This window comes from Arthrobacter sp. P2b (assembly GCF_900168295.1).
In the GTDB taxonomy this organism is placed as follows: Bacteria; Actinomycetota; Actinomycetes; order Actinomycetales; family Micrococcaceae; genus Arthrobacter.
The window spans coordinates 1-15,001 of record NZ_FVZL01000020.1; the positions used below are offsets into that span (position 1 = coordinate 1).

Annotated in this window: 10 protein-coding genes and 1 pseudogene; 6 read left to right on the forward strand and 5 right to left on the reverse strand. The window is 59.3% G+C overall.

Features of this window, described 5'->3' with window-relative positions; genetic code table 11:
* Positions 1 to 663 precede the first annotated feature (663 nt).
* The 3 genes from B5520_RS19635 (at position 664) to B5520_RS19645 (ending at position 6,094) form a co-directional block, all read left to right on the forward strand.
* Positions 664 to 4,308 (forward strand): hypothetical protein, encoded by a 3,645-nt coding sequence (locus B5520_RS19635; RefSeq protein WP_102974571.1) that lies wholly within the window; start codon positions 664 to 666, stop codon positions 4,306 to 4,308.
* A gap of 119 nt (positions 4,309 to 4,427) precedes the next feature.
* A complete protein-coding gene (locus B5520_RS19640) occupies positions 4,428 to 5,528 on the forward strand; it encodes a helix-turn-helix domain-containing protein (RefSeq protein ID WP_079598755.1) in 1,101 nt (366 codons plus the stop codon).
* Positions 5,525 to 6,094, forward strand: coding sequence for a hypothetical protein (locus B5520_RS19645; protein ID WP_079598756.1), 570 nt, complete (start codon positions 5,525 to 5,527; stop codon positions 6,092 to 6,094). The genes B5520_RS19640 and B5520_RS19645 overlap by 4 nt, the downstream gene beginning before the upstream one ends.
* Before the next feature lie 437 nt (positions 6,095 to 6,531).
* Here the strand turns inward: B5520_RS19645 and B5520_RS19650 are convergent, their stop codons facing one another.
* Positions 6,532 to 7,485, reverse strand: coding sequence for an HNH endonuclease signature motif containing protein (locus tag B5520_RS19650; protein WP_079598757.1), 954 nt, complete (start codon positions 7,483 to 7,485; stop codon positions 6,532 to 6,534).
* 261 nt (positions 7,486 to 7,746) lie between these two features.
* Here B5520_RS19650 and B5520_RS19655 point away from each other — a divergent pair, with 261 nt between their 5' ends.
* The gene (locus B5520_RS19655; protein ID WP_139386278.1) at positions 7,747 to 9,225 is read left to right on the forward strand and encodes a competence protein CoiA family protein; all 1,479 of its coding nucleotides are present in this window, start codon (positions 7,747 to 7,749) and stop codon (positions 9,223 to 9,225) included.
* A 26-nt stretch (positions 9,226 to 9,251) separates the two neighbouring features.
* Positions 9,252 to 9,758 carry an HAD domain-containing protein gene (locus B5520_RS19660; protein ID WP_139386279.1) on the forward strand — a complete coding sequence of 169 codons (507 nt, stop codon included), beginning with the start codon at positions 9,252 to 9,254 and terminating at the stop codon, positions 9,756 to 9,758.
* Positions 9,759 to 9,776: 18 nt separating this feature from the next.
* Here B5520_RS19660 and B5520_RS23290 read toward each other — a convergent pair whose 3' ends face one another.
* From B5520_RS23290 to B5520_RS19675, 4 genes and pseudogenes are all read right to left on the reverse strand, one after another.
* Positions 9,777 to 9,974, reverse strand: a complete 198-nt coding sequence (locus tag B5520_RS23290; RefSeq protein ID WP_079598760.1) for a hypothetical protein — start codon at positions 9,972 to 9,974, stop codon at positions 9,777 to 9,779.
* A 230-nt stretch (positions 9,975 to 10,204) separates the two neighbouring features.
* Positions 10,205 to 10,534: a hypothetical protein gene (locus B5520_RS22560; RefSeq protein ID WP_139386280.1), complete on the reverse strand. Its 330-nt coding sequence runs from the start codon at positions 10,532 to 10,534 to the stop codon at positions 10,205 to 10,207.
* 1,750 nt (positions 10,535 to 12,284) lie between these two features.
* Positions 12,285 to 12,410 (reverse strand): annotated as a pseudogene (locus B5520_RS19670) (acetyl-CoA C-acyltransferase); the annotation flags it as partial.
* A gap of 130 nt (positions 12,411 to 12,540) precedes the next feature.
* Positions 12,541 to 13,557 (reverse strand): NAD(P)H-quinone oxidoreductase, encoded by a 1,017-nt coding sequence (locus B5520_RS19675; RefSeq protein ID WP_368483730.1) that lies wholly within the window; start codon positions 13,555 to 13,557, stop codon positions 12,541 to 12,543.
* A 368-nt stretch (positions 13,558 to 13,925) separates the two neighbouring features.
* Here B5520_RS19675 and B5520_RS19680 point away from each other — a divergent pair, with 368 nt between their 5' ends.
* Positions 13,926 to 14,819 carry a VOC family protein gene (locus tag B5520_RS19680; protein ID WP_079598763.1) on the forward strand — a complete coding sequence of 298 codons (894 nt, stop codon included), beginning with the start codon at positions 13,926 to 13,928 and terminating at the stop codon, positions 14,817 to 14,819.
* Positions 14,820 to 15,001 lie beyond the last annotated feature (182 nt).

The window sequence follows — 15,001 nt, forward strand, 5'->3', positions numbered from 1 at the left end:
GAGGTCCCGCCCAGCGATCATGGGGCATATCAGAATGACAAGCAGCGATGGAACTTCCACTTGTCTATCGAAGCGGAGGAGTGAAGCGGCATGACCTACTGAAAGGGCGAGCCAAATCTGTAAGGACAAAGAAAAACCGCATCCCTTCCTTTCGGGATGCGGTCGTAGGTTGAAGGCTTCGACGGGCGGAAATCGGGGTGTGGACAATGTCCACACTTTTGGTCTCAGATCGGGTCCTACTGCCCTCGGACTACTTCGGATTCGGCATGTTTTCGCGGGTTCCCAGTGTCTGCAATGCCTGGAAGGTAGTTCGAGTCCCACCTCGGGCACAGTGTTTCCGCAGGTCAGAGGCTTTTTGTCCTTTTGGTGTTGACAAAGCTTGACTATTTTGATCAATCAGCGTATACGACTGCGCTTACACTTCATGCCAGCAGCGGTCTACGACGCAACACGCCCTATTGCTGTCTGTGCCCACCGGTAGTGTGATGCCAACCAGATCATGTAGCAGTAAACAGGGGTAATTCAGTGAGTCATCGGTTGCCGCACCTTGCCAGTCAGATCCAAATCGAACAGTGGGGCGAGACGCAGCAGGCGCAGTCGCGACTTCCGAATCTTGTTCGAAACCTCATCGCGGACTTGGTTCCTGATGTTCAGGAATTGATCATGCCGGGCGACGAGCACGTAAACCTGTCCGGCTATGACGGAATTGTCCAGTCGCCGGTGCAGACTCCCTTTGTTCCACGAGGGAGGAGTGTCTGGGAGTTCGGTGTTGGTGGGAACCCAAAGGGTAAGGCTGACGCCGACTACGAGAAGCGGACGAAGGAGCCCTGTGGCGTCAACCGATCCGAGACTACGTTTGTTTTTGTCACTCCTCACCGGTGGGTCAATGGGCGAACATGGGCCCAGGAAAAGACGGCGCTCAGTGACTGGAAGGCCGTACAAGTGAGGACAGCCTCTGATCTGTATGGCGCCTTAGAAAGGTCACCGCGGACGCATGTCCGCTTTTCTGAAGAAATTGGAGTTCCTGCCAATGGAGTTCAGAGCCTCGACAAGTGGTGGGAGAACTTCACGAGGGGTACACGGGGGCTACTTCCCCCTGAATTGCTCACGGCGGGTAGAACCTCGGAAGCCGCGCGACTGCTTGCATCGATAACTGAGGAGCCCGCGCGGCTTCTCTGGATTGCGGCACCCGATCCGGATGACGTGTTGAGCTTCGTGGCCGCCGTTGTACATAGGGCCAATCCCGTAATCAGGCAAGACATCCTGGATCGGACGCTGATTGTTTTCGATCCCGGAGCACTTGCATACCTGGGCGAGACGGAAGGGTTACTGATTCTTATCCCATTTGAGGAGTCCCTTGTACGCCGGGCTGACCTCATAGCTGGTCACCACATCATCTTGCACAGCTCGTCAGGAACGACGGGGGACCTCGAGCTTCCCCGAACCCCTATCGGAGAAGCTGAGAAAATCCTCAAGAACCTTGGCGTCGAAGACGACCGGGTGAGCGACCTGGCCCGGGCGATCAACAAGAGCGTCCCGCTCTACAGGAGACGGCTGACAGGTGTGCCGAACGCGGCAACCGTCATAGTGAGGGCCTTTGCGGACGATTCCATCGCACGTAGAGCGTGGATGCTGGGGTCATGGAACCTCAGATCGCCCGGCGATGTCGCGGCCATTGAGCGCATCGCCGGCGATGCTGAAGCCTTTCAAAAAGCCACAAACGCGCTGCTCGACGGAGCCGCGCCCATATTCACTCGAGTTGGTTCGGCATGGAAGATATTCGACCGACTCGATTCCGTAGGTCAGGTCGTTGCCAAGGCCACAGCGGATGATCTGACATCGCTCGAAGCTGTCGTGCAAGAAATTCTCGGAGCCGTTGACCCAAAGCTCGACTTGCCCAGAGACGAGCGATGGAGGGCTGCTATCTACGGAAAGGTTAGGAACCACTCCTCTGATCTTCGGAAGGGCCTGGCGACTACGCTCGCGCAATTTGGCTCGTTGGAGGGCGACGCTAACCGCGTAGTGGGTGGACAGACTCTTGCTGGCTGGACGCAGCTGATGGTCAGGGCGCTCCTCCAACGAGCGAACGAAGACGATACAGGCAAGGTGTGGGAGTCGCTGTTTGACGTGCTCCCACTTCTGGCCGAGGCTGCGCCCGACATTTTCCTTGAAGAAGTTGGGGTGGCGCTGGAGCCTGGCAGCGCGCTAGGTGCGGGCTTGTTCCCCGACTCTGAACGCGCCTACTTGTCACCAACTAGCCCACATGTCTATCTTCAGTGGGCCCTCGAAGTTCTAGCGTGGTCTCCGGTGTATTTCAGCGAGGCGACGCAGCTCATCATGCTCCTGACAGCGAAGGCGCCGAATGACTCGATAACAAACCACCCGACTGGCGTTCTTATAGGGCTCTTCCTGCCCTGGCGGCCCCAGACTTCCGCGTCGCTGAAGTCTCGGAACACGGTTCTTACCAAGTTCGTCAGGAACAATCCGGCTGAGGCATGGAAACTTGTGCTTGCCCTCTTCCCTCGCCGGCATGGGTTCGTAACAGCATCCGCCGGCCCGGAGTTCCATGACTGGAAGAAACGGGCCACTGAATCGAATGTATCGATGCCCGACTACGTGAACTCGGTCGACCGAATTGTCGACCTGGGCATTCAACTTGCGCGGCAAGAGCCGCCTCGGCTCGCCGCCCTGGTTGCCAAGATCGATGAGTTGAGCAGTGAACCGCGTGATCGGCTATTGAGCCTATTCGCGGAGCTCGGCCGAGAAGGAACACTGGACGAAGCGACTTCAGAGACCGTATGGAAAGAGCTGTCCTCGTTTATCCGGCGGCATCGCGAGTACAGCGACTCCGAGTGGGCCCTCGACGAGGCCGCCCTAAAGCCCCTTGACCAGGTCGCTGAACTTTTCCAACCTGCAACGCGAAAGGAACAGGTCCTATGGCTCTTTGACTACCGCCCGGAACTGGGCGACATCTCACGAAGAGACAACTATGAGGAATACGACCGCGAACTTCAGCGTCGCCAGACCGCTGCCGTCGAGGAAGTGTTCGTGCAGAGTGGCCTGCAGGGGTTGCTTGACCTCGCCTCCACTGTAAGGAGGCCCTGGTCCGTAGGTTATGCAACCACTCAATCTTCGAGCGTTCGGATCGATGAGAACGACCTGGCCTCACTCCTAGTCGACAAACGCGCAGGGGTCCTGGAATTTGCGCGGGCCGCGATCGCGAAACTTGCCAAGGAAGACGAAGAAGTCATCGTGGCAATGGCCAAAAAGCATACAAAACCACCGCTACTTGCGGCCCGGATCTTGCAGACCGTTGACGATCTCTCGGTTGCGTGGGCGGCCTTGGACCAATTGGACGAAGCGGTCAGCCGACACTACTGGGCGGAATTCCAGACCCATGGACGTGGCGAGTTTCTGCTAGTGAATGAGGCTGCTCGCCGGCTCGGAAAGCATAAACGCCATGCGGCTGCCCTGGAGCTGATGGCGATGTACTCTCACGGCGGCAAGGTCTACTTGGATCCTGAGCTAATCCTAGAGCTCTTTCACGCCTCCTCTGCCGAGGACCCTGAGGCCGGAACTCTTTCGGAGTACGAAATCGGCGCCTTACTTGACTACGTCGAACGAGACGGCGCCATCGATACGCAGCGGCAAGGACTTTTGCAGTGGAAGCTACTTCCCGCTCTCGACGACTCTACGAGCATCAGGGCGCTCGAGTCGTTGATAGCTGATTCAGCTGAATTTTTTGTCCAGATGATCAGCTTTCTCTATCGCAGAGGCGACGAGAAGGAGGAAACCACTGTCCCAGAAAACATATCTTCGAACGCGTGGAATCTTCTAAACCGCTGGACGATGATTCCGGGATCTGATCCTGAGGACGGAATCGTTGACGAGAGCGCGCTATATCGATGGGTCGGGGAGGCTCGCCGACTCCTCGAAGAATCGGGTCGCCTCGACGTTGGAGAAGCGCATATTGGTATGGTCCTCGCCAGGGCCAGGCCTGATACTCGGGACTCGATTTGGCCATGCATCCCAGTGAGAAATTTTTTCGAGAGTCAGAGTAGCGAAGTAATCAACCGGAATTTCAAGGTCGGCATCATCAATAAGCGAGGCGTGACATCGCGCAGCTTAACCGAGGGAGGCGAGCAAGAGCGAGTACTGGCGAAGGGATTCCTCGATGACGCCCTGGAGCTTGTGGATGAGTGGCCGAAGACAGCACGACTCCTACGTGAGGTCTCCCAGGTCTACGAGGCGGATGCCCGCGAGCATGACGAAGAAGCTCAAAGGATTCAAGAAGGCTTCGGGCTCTAGTGTGAGGGCGGGCTTCAGCGGCTCGATGTATGCCGTAGGAAGTTCTGCGATGCGAGGCGCCGAGGCAGTCCATAAGGCACTGCAATTGGGAAAATCCCAATTGCAGGTAGAATTGAACCATGACAACCGTGGGGGAACGTATTCGGCAGCGCATTGCTGAGCTGCAGCTTGCCGCGCCCGAGAAGGAGATCGCGGCTTCCGTCGGCATAACTCCAGATGTGTTTTCCCGGTCCTTGAACGGGAAACGGACGTTCACGAGCACCGAGCTGGCGCACCTGGCTGAGCGGCTTTCCACCTCCATGTACTGGCTCGCTACGGGTGAAGCGGACCCATTCGAGGCGAGGATAGCGGCCCGTCACGAATACGACTTCGTAAATGGCCGGTACGTGGACGACCAGGACGGAAGTACCCGGGTCACTCTTGATAACATCGAGCTTGCCTACCGGCAGGTCTATCAGGGCAGGAACGATCAGCGCACCAAGGTCGCTAACCCCGCTGAGGTTCGGGATAGGCTCGGCGAAGATTTCGTTCGCGACTTCGCGGCCCGGGTCGAGGAGACCCTGGATATTGACGTCGTGAGGGTGGAGGGCGTCCGAAGCGCGTATTCGCTTCGGGCCGGCGGCCGCTACTGCATCGTTGTTCCGCGCAGCAGTAACTGGTTCCACCAGAACAGTTCCATCGCCCATGAGCTCGGACATATCTACCTCGGCCACTTTAACGCCTCGGATGAGGCCGCATCAGAGGCCAAGGAGGGGCCTGCTTTCGATTTCGGGGCGCAGATCCTCCTTCCGGCCGACCGGATGCGCGCGATGGACTGGACCACCGCGGGCCGCATTGATGTTGTCAATTTCCTGTGGGATTCAGGGGTGTCCACCAAGTACCTGGCCAACCGGCTGCGGAAACTGTCGCTTCCTTACAGTGATGAGGTCCGGAACCTTCTGAGCCTGTCGACTTTCGACGTGCTCAACCGGCCGCTGGAAGGCAAGTCCTTCACGCCGTTCGCAGTCGGTGCGCGTACCCAGCGGGCCGCGGAGCGTCGTTTCCCCGACGCTCTAATTGCCGCTCACATGGAGGCAGTCGCGATCGGCAAGGCACCGAAGGAAACTGTTGCCTGGATGCTGGACGTGGCTCCCGACGACCTCGACGTTCACCCGATCCAGTCGCAGCCTGTAGATCTCGACGACCTGGCTGCGTCACTGGGTTTGGCGGCCAACGGTTGAGCGTAGCGCTGTTCCTGCCGGACAACACCGTCCTGGTGAACTTTGCCCGGATTGGGCGCTTTGACCTTCTGCGCCTCGTGGCCGCAGGGCGTTCCACATGGTGTTACACCGTTTCCCAGGAGTGCGAGAGGAGTTCCTCGGTTGAGGGCCTGGAGCAGCTGACAGAGGCCCCGGGCATTTTTGGCGAACCGTTGAAGTTGGAAACGCCTGCGGAGTATTTGGACACTCAGGTGTATCAAGCCCAGCTCCGCAAACCCGGTGATGACCGGGCGTCAAACTTGGGTGAAGCTGAGAGCCTTTCAATCATTTCGAACCGAAGGCTGGATGCAACGTTTGTCACTGACGACAATGGCGCCCTTGGGTTTGCCGTGACTAATGGCATTAAGCACATGACGACATGGGATCTGCTCAAGCTCTTCGTCAGGGTTGAGAAGCTGGACCGCAGCACGGCGTGGCATTATGTTTTGGAGCTCGGTGGGCATAGGCGCCGATACGAGGAGTTGCGGGACCGGGAATCGTTTTACACATGGCTCGAATCGGCCGACTCGTTACGCTACATCCCCTGATCTTTCCGCAAGCCCCGCGGGATGACGCCCGAGGCTGCCCAACCGGGAAGCGGCTCGGCTGACGGTCTTGGTCGCACTAGGTACGGCTGGGTATTGTCTCAGTCAGTACCACATCTCCGGAGCACAGACGGTCGCTGTATTCACAACGGCGGTACAAGTTGTTGTCTCAGCAGTCCTCAAGCAAGCCCTGACTGCGACGACCGGGGCATTTGATGAAACTCGGCTACGTACGCATGTCCACTTCAAATCAAAACGCGAGCATACAGATCAAGGCGATTTTGAACGACCCGGAAAGGAGGGAGTGGCGGGTGGACTGTAGGGGCGGATCTGTGATCGACGCAATGAACCGTCCATGAGTCCACCCTCAGAGAGCTTCTGGTGAGGGAGACAGGCCACAACATTGCTTTCGACGGCCCCTGCGGCTGGCACTGCAAGTCTCAGGGCGTGTTAGCTTCGACGGCCAGATGGTGCTGCCGATGCCAGGCGAAGTAGTCCCGCGACCGTTCGTCATGAGCGAGGCAGCTGCGGCCGAAGAGATACCGCAGATGGTCCCCAATTTGTCCGTGCCCCGGTCTGCCCGCCTCGATGGTTCCGTCAGTGCCGACGATAAGGTAGCCGCGCTCAAAAAGCGCATCGCAACCGAACAGGCAAGCCAGCATGGACACATTGCGAGTGTCCATGCGCTCCCCCTCGGAGCACTTCGAGCGGGGTTTGATGTGGGCGGCAACCAGGAACTCGTCCGGATAGGAGCGCCCGCAGAGAGAGCACGAGCTGCCCCGGAGCTGCAGCTGCTGGTTTCGCAGGAAGCGCTGCTCGGTCCGAACGGCGGCGAGGGCCCATGTGTCACTGGGACCGCCTAGGTATTGCTCGGAAGACCACGCCCCGTCCAGCTCCTTGTCTCCACGATTGTCGATTTCCAGCCCTGCGTGGTGCAGCAGTTTCAGGGCGGCATCCCGGTCAACCGAATACACGTAACCGTTGTTGGAGCCGCCTTTCGCCGTGACCGGGCCCCGGCCCGGCGGCAGGATCCGGTAGGCGTCTTCCCGGAGAATCCGGACTTCGCAGAGAGGCTCGGTGAGCACCAGCATGCCGTTCGTGTCCGCTGGCTCCTTGTAACCGCGCAACGGTGGATAAGCAGGCGTCGGCAGCGTGGACACAAGGCTGATGCCCTGAACTGCAGGGCTCTTGAAATTCAGTACGACATCTCCCGGCCGGACATAATGCAATGTCTCCCAAGAGGCGACGCGCTGCCCGCCGGCGCCTTTCAGAGGTGCCCACAAGGTGCCGTCGAAATAGACATGCCGGAAGTTCAGGGACTGGAATGCCCACCAGAAATTAGTGGCAGGACCGACAGGGACGGTGATCGGCGTGTCCTTCGTTGAACGGGTCATGCCTTATTCATACCGGAAAACGCAATGGCGCCTGAGGATCCTGCAAAGGGTCTGCCCAACCGGCGTGCCCTGCTCTGTCCGTAGCAGCGGGCTCGAATCTTCAACCGTTCTTGATGGCGCCGTTGGCGGACGGCAGGTAGATTGACCGCCAGGCGACAAAAGGGCGTCGTGTTGGGGGGATCTACGTTGCAGCTGGTGGCGTACATCAATGGTGAGCGACTCGATGCGACTGAAATGGCTCACCGGCCGTGGCGTGATCTGGTGAAACATCCGCGCTATGCGGAGCTGGTGCTGATTGAATGCGGGCTGCGGGCCAAACGGGTGACCTCACACATGGGCCGCCAGTACTTCGCCCATTACCCGAACCTTGAGTGCCCCGTCGTGCACAAGTCGGAGACGCCCCAGCACCTGGCCATGAAGCAGGCGCTGAAGGACAGGATCAACGCCGCCCCGGGGTGGACCGCGCAGGTGGAGGCCGCTCATCCCCAGCGGGCCTGGACTGCCGACGTCTTGGCCACCAACACGGACGGCCGGCGGCTTGCGTTCGAAGTCCAGCTCTCGCAGCAAACCGAGGAAGAGTTCGTGCGACGGTCCCAGCGTTACGTGGACGACCGCATCGGCCCAGTGTGGGTTGTCCCCAAAGCCTTCGATTGGTTCCGGGTGCAGCTGCCGATGATCGTAACGGGCTTCGGCAAGACCAGCGACCTGCCCGGGGATCCTGCCGAACTGATGGAACTGCTCGACCACCAGCCGCTCATCGGAAAGATGGCCCGGTCCGGGGCGATAGTGGACGCCGTCCTGCAACCAAGATTTACGTGGCCTCACGGGACGCCACGGCTCCAGTGGGACACCATCCAGCGGCTGGAGGCTGAGCGCGCCGAAGCAGCGGAGGCCGCCAGGTTGAAGGCTGCTCAGGAAGTCACAGCGAGACAGCTCGTGGGCCAAGAGGAGGTGCAACGTAAGGCGGAAAGGGACTCGCTGTTCGCGGTTCAGGCTGTGGCACCAGACGTCGGGGCTGTACCCGCAGTTAAGGCGGGGATGAATGTGTGGGCGAGCATCGTCAGGTGTTCTGGCTCCGGCCACCCTTTCCTCATCTGGCGGTTGCTGGAGCCGCCGGCGAGGATTGATCTTCGCCCTTACCGGCCGGGCCCTGAAAGTCTGGACCGTGTCCTTGTCCCGGTCGAGGCCTGGCTTCAGGCCGCTGGCGGCTCGCTGGTCCGAGCCAAGTTGGTCACCGTGAACCGGCCCGGTAAGCCTCTGGGGTTCGCATGCCCGACATGCAACGACCTTGTTCAAGGGCGGTGGGTGTCTTCGATACCAAATTCGAAGTGGTCAGCAATTGCCGAACGTATACAGGCGGAGGTTGACGTTCCCAGGCCGCCGGAACCGGGCTCGCGCCCTGGGCCGCCAAGGGAGCAAACTCCCAGGCCTCAGATGGTGCGCCGGCCGGCGCGCATTGAGGAAGGCCACCCGGAGTTCATCGGCCCACGGCCCTGGGCCCTGTGGATGTCTGAGGCCAGGGACGCGACCGAGATCGCCGCACGCCAGGCGGCCAAAGATGCCAGGGCGGTACGACTGCGGGAAATCAGCGAGAACCCACGCTACATCGGCAGCGCCAACGGATTCAGGTTCCAGTGCAGTGACTGCGGCGGAACTTTCGAAGACGACAACGAGGGTATCCACGCGGACGCCCAGTGTCTGGCGCGTGGCAGCAGGAACCCAGCTGGCAGTTGGCGATGACGGGCGGTCGTGAAAGGGTCGCACCCATGAAGCCGATCATCCTGCTCGACATCGACGGTGTTCTCAACCCGGCGCTCCGGTCGCGGCCGGGTACTGTCCGACCTGACCCGTTGCTCTCCTGTGAGAAGAAAGCACTGGTACGGCGCCTGGCCAGGTGCGGCCGGATCGCGTGGGTGTCGACCTGGCCGGCAGAGATGACAGCCGACTTGGAGGACCAGCTGCAACTGGACGTGGAGCCGCTGCGGGTGACGTTATTGCTCCGTGCCGCGGACGAGGCCGACCCGACGCCGAAGCTGCGTTCCGTGGCACGGTGGCTGGCCAGGATGGAAGCGGCCGGCGAAGCTGGCTGGGACTCGGTCGTATGGATTGACGACGTCCTCGGGCCGGATGCCAGGAAGTGGGCCCACGGTCACCACCAGCCGGTCCTTCTGGAGAAGCCAATACCGGACCAGGGACTGACCGAGGCGCACATCGTCGCAGTCGAGGTGTTCATCGAGGGTGGCGGGGGAGGAGTCGAAGCTCCGGCCCCCTGAAGAACGGACGGTGCCGGGCTACCGGGGCGCGGCGCCGAGGTACTCCTCCAGGGTGATGCCTTGGGTGGCAATGTCGGTGGTGAGCGGCATGCCGACGAAGCGCAGATGCCAGGGCTCGTGGTACTCCGGAAAGCGGTGGAAGGCGACCTGGCTACTTGGCGGGATCCGTACTGCAGCGCGGGCTACGGCCCCCCCTAAATTCTGGCTGCCCGTCATCGCAGAGTCCTTTGGCTGGGCAGAGGGGCTGACGGTAGCGATTTGTTTGTGCAAGATTCGTAAGGACCGTATAGACGCTGGACTGCTAACGGGCGCCCCACCACGACGGGTCAGGTGTCAAGGGTTCCACCACGGGCTCCGGCTGGGATACCTGTATGGATTCCACCTGAGAACAAATCAACAGCAGGCCGCAACGGACAGCCCCAGAACTTCCCTGCTAATGCCTCTTCCTACCGCCACTCAAACAGGTCTGTCTTCCAAGAACTTCCGTTCCAAATGAGACGGCAGTTGTACAGCCGTGGCTCAGGGTTATAGTTCACCCACGTACTTAGCTTGTAGGTCTTGATTGAAGGCTCATATACATCACTGCGGTCTTGTCTCTCCCTGTCGCCGACGCTGTCCTGAATCATCCGCTCGCAGGTTTCCTTGGCATTGCTCCATGTGTTTGCAGGATTATTCCGTGGGTTTGATGCTGTGTGTATCCAGGAACTGATGCCAAAGTATCCACCGATGACAGCGGCGATGATGCCCCAGATAGCAAGTTTCTTGAGAGGACTCATCCTAGGAGGCTGATGCTGAGCCGGAGTGGCAAGCCGGCGTTGCTGGGGAGGGCTCACTGGGGGAGTGGGTGTTTGCCAGGACTCCAACTTAAAAGGCTGCTGTGGCTTAGGTTCCGGGCCGTGTTGATTTTCAAAAAGTTCCCCCAATATCTAGATGAACGACAGCACTCACCAAAGAATGCGCTCGTGGAGTGAATCATATGGTCAAGCACCCACAATTGATGGCTACCTCGAGCTTCGGTATCAGGAGAGAGGCATTTTTCTTGATACCGGGGAAGTGCCGCCATCCTCACAGGGACTGCGAAAAGAGTTACGAACCAAGAGCGGGGTGCTAAGACAAACAACTCACACACCTGTTATTGAGGCAAGATAAACGCGGTGTGTTGCGCAGCGGAGCCAACGACATCGAGGATTTCATCGCCGAGGTGTACCGGCGCAGCATAGACCGGATCGCTGGAATCAATTTAGTAAGGCCCATGACCCCTAACACAAAACGACTGCCGGGCCCCCTCGAAATGGGGAGCGGCAGTCGCTCTGTTTGTTCAGAATCTGTCAGGAAGGGCGTGTTGACAATGTCAACAGAATCGCCGCCGGACTGGGCCGTCCATCGGCCGTACTAGCTCGGATTCGGTACGTTTCCGCGGGTTCCCAGTGTTTACAAGGCCTGGAATACAGTTCGAGTCCCACCTCGGGCACAGCATATCCCCTCGTCAGAGGGGTTTTTGCTTTAACGTGTTGACATGGCTTGTGGTGGCGTCCCTCTGACGCTAGGTTTGCGGGCTTTGGCCTGGCCTCCGCTGAGCCTATTCAGGTGTGTGGGGTGGCGGGTTCAAGGCCCTGGCTAGTGGGCCTTCCGCCTGCTGTGGTGGGGTTATATGGTTCCTCGTTCCGGTTCTGTCGGGTTGGTCGGGGGTGGCCAACACCTATTCATGGTCCTGTGTGGCGGACACAACATGACCTCGCCGACTTTGGTACGAAATTCTTCTTGAAGGGCTCCTCGAAGACGTTACGGGAGCTGCGGCTGGACGCTTTGTCCTGCCAAAGGGGGTGTGGACACTGTCAACACTTATGTCTGCTTTATAGGAGTCTCATGGTGGCGCTGGAGCGCGGAAGGCGTTGGGAATCACGAGCGGATGTAGCGCTTTGACTGCGATGGGCAGGAACCGAAGACGTTGGTCGTCCAAAAATAGTGGGGAGTTGGGGCACCTTCACTGACGGAAGTGAACTCGACCTGCCACCGTGAAAGCTGGGGCAGTTGGCGAATCGTGGCAATCCTGCCGCCCGGTAACCGACTCAGTTGACCGTGTAGCTTCGCTCCCGTTTTGGGTCGAAAACTGAAGTGTTAGATTTCGATTCTAGGACCCAAAGTAGATGTGAGCTTTGGGTGTGGGGAATCTGACGTATTCCGTTGGATATTCGGCACTGGGGCGGGGCGGAGTCGGTTGCCAGGCAGTAGGTCGTTGCATCGGCGGGCAGTGGGCAAGAGAATCGCCCCCGTGTGGGCAGCGGGGGAGCGACTCGTACGGTCTGGATGGGGACATATTTCTGGCATCCCAACCCCGGAGGCGATCAGAACGCACAAGCATCTGCTCCGATGGAGTCATCTATCGGACGGCTCAGCTCGGCAGCAGTACAAGGCTGGACCCATCGCTCATTCATTACGCGCAGCGGCAGCAGGTAGGGCGCCGCTGCTTCAGCGGACATCCGCGGCCGTGTGGGCGTTCGTGCCGCGTCCGTTGGACGCGGGAAGTCAGCGGAAGAGCAGCAATGCTTCCCCTTGGCCGCCGCCTCCGCAAAGGGCAACGGCTGCTTTGCCGGTTTTTGGGCGGGCAAGTTCCTGGGCGGCAGACACCACGACGCGCGCTCCAACGGCACCGGTTGTCTCTGTTGTGGGCGACAGCGAACTTCTGCACGATGACATTAGCTATCACGGCCGTGCTTTGGCAGGCCGGGTAAGGTGCCGTCTGGGATTACCGATTCCTACGACACCCTTCACAGTTGCACGTCTAATCTGTTTGACGGCAGTCCAGCAGGATCTTGCCAACGTGAGCCTTGGTTTCGAAGTGGGCGTGCGCCGCGGCTACTTCGGAAAGTGGGTACACCCTTTCTGTTATCAGTCTGATTGCCCCGGCTGTCAGGAACGGGAGGACAAGACGGTTCACGCCCGCCATGATCGCCGTCTTCTGTTCGGGCGAGCGGTCTCGCAGCAGGGTCCCAGACACGGATGCCTTCTTCTTCATCAGGGCCGCGAAGTTTAAGGTGCCACTGGGCCCGCCCTGCATGCCGATGGTCATGATCCGTCCGAATGGTGCCAGAGCCTCAATATTCTTGGCAAGATAACTTCCTCCGACAGTATCCAGGACGATGTCTGCCCCACCTTCAGCAAGCATCCTTTTAGCGAAGTCCTCCTCCTCATAGTTGATCAAGATGTCAGCGCCGAGACGACGGGCCACCTCAAGCTTCGTATCGCTAGACGCGGTGACTGCTACCCGCCCTCCTATGGTTTTGATGAGTTGGATACCAAAGACTCCAATACCCCCGGTGGCTCCGTGGATCAGAACGGTCTCACCGGGAGCGAAACGACCTGTGTGGCAAATATTCGAAACCAGTGTGGCTGCAACCTCTGGTACCCCAGCGACTTCGATCAACCCGATTCCCTTCGGGATCGCGAGGACATGGCCCACGCTGACGGCGACATATTCGGCGTATCCGCCTGAGGCAAGAAGTGCCATGACTTGGTCGCCGGGGATGAAGCCGTCAATACCTGGTCCCGCTTCTACGATGGTTCCAGAAACTTCCATTCCGAAGATTTCTGAGGCACCTGGGGGAAGGTTGTGGCGTCCCAGCCGTTGCAGTGAGTCAGCTCGATTTAGGCCTGCGCCTGCTATGCGGATGAGAACCTCCCCCGCTTGTGGTCTCGGATCCGGGAGTTCTTCCACAGCGAGGGTTTCGGGACCTCCGGGTGTTCTAAATCGAACAGCTTTCATGATGCGTATTCCTAGGTTTACAAAGCGGGCAGTCATCGGAGACGAGCTTGGCTACGCCGAAGGCGGGCACCGCTTTGGTCCGTCCGCATCTTCTGTGATGTCTCCCGGAGGTCAAGCAATTCCCGGCGGTTGATGATGCCGGTATCGGTCCCCCATCGCGGGCCGGCATCCGCAGATACTGTCGCGCCGGGCCTATCAAGGGGCCGGTTAGTTGAGATATGCGTCGTCGACGATGTCGAGGTATTAGGTGGTGGTGTACTCGGCCCTGCCTCCGGAAACGCCTTCGCAGCCCAGATGTTTTTTTGTTTTATTGCTGGATAATCGATTCTAACTACGATACTGTTTTATCCAAGTTGTAGCGGGTGTCACATCCGTCAGAGCCATGCAAGGAGTAGGAGACAAGGATGTCTTGGGGATTGATAAGCGCCATGGGCCACGTAAGCATTCAGACGACGGACCTCAGTAACTCGGTATTCGATGCGACCCAGATCCTTGGACTTCGTGAAACGGAACGGACCTCCGATGCCGTGTACCTTGCTGCCGGTAATGTCCACCACGAACTGGTCTATGTCGAGTCTGATGTCAACGGGGTGGATGGTTTCGGCCTGGTCGCGGCCAATGGCGACGCGCTGCGGGAGATCCGTCGGCGCGTAGAGAACGAGAACTTCACGATCCTCAGCAACAAGCCACGCGGCGCTGGCATTGAGGACGGTTTTTCCTTCATCGGGCCTGAGGGCGTCGTCTTCGAAATCTACGTAGGCATGCAGGAGAACATCGCCCTTCAGCAGTCCTTCGGTCCGGACCGGTACGGCCACTTCAACTTCCACCCCCGGGACGTCGGCGGCATGATGCGCTTCCTGCATAGGGTGCTGGATTTCCGTCTTTCGGACGTCATCGGGGACGACTTTGCCTATTTCATGCGGTGCAACCCAGACCACCACGGCATTGCCCTGGTCCGCGGCGAGGGAACCCTGCACCACCACGCCTGGCAGACGCAAAGCATTTCCGATCTCGGAAAGCTCGGCGACCGGCTGAACAAGCTGGGACGGGAGCTGATATGGGGCCCGGTGCGCCACGGCGCAGGCCACAACATCGCCGCATACTACGTGGAGACCTCGGGGGCCGTCGTGGAGCTTTACACGGACCTGGAGCAGATCTACGACGACTCCCGACCCCCGGTGGTGTGGGGCGAGGACGAGAACTGGTACAACATGTGGAGCGCCTACCGCCCCATGGATTTCCGCAAGTTCGGACTCGCCCCCGTGGATCCCCGGTTCCTCAGCAGCCTCCACCGCTAGGCGTTGCACCTTCACCACCCAGGTAGGCACAACACGCACATCAACTTCCGCGTCGGCACCCTGCTGGTCACGGATTTAATACTTTCGCCACGGTTATGCTTTATTAATTGGTCATCTCCTGTGATCTGCGTCATGCTTGAAAGAGCGCATGAAGGGGTTGCTTCGGGATAGGTCCAACATCG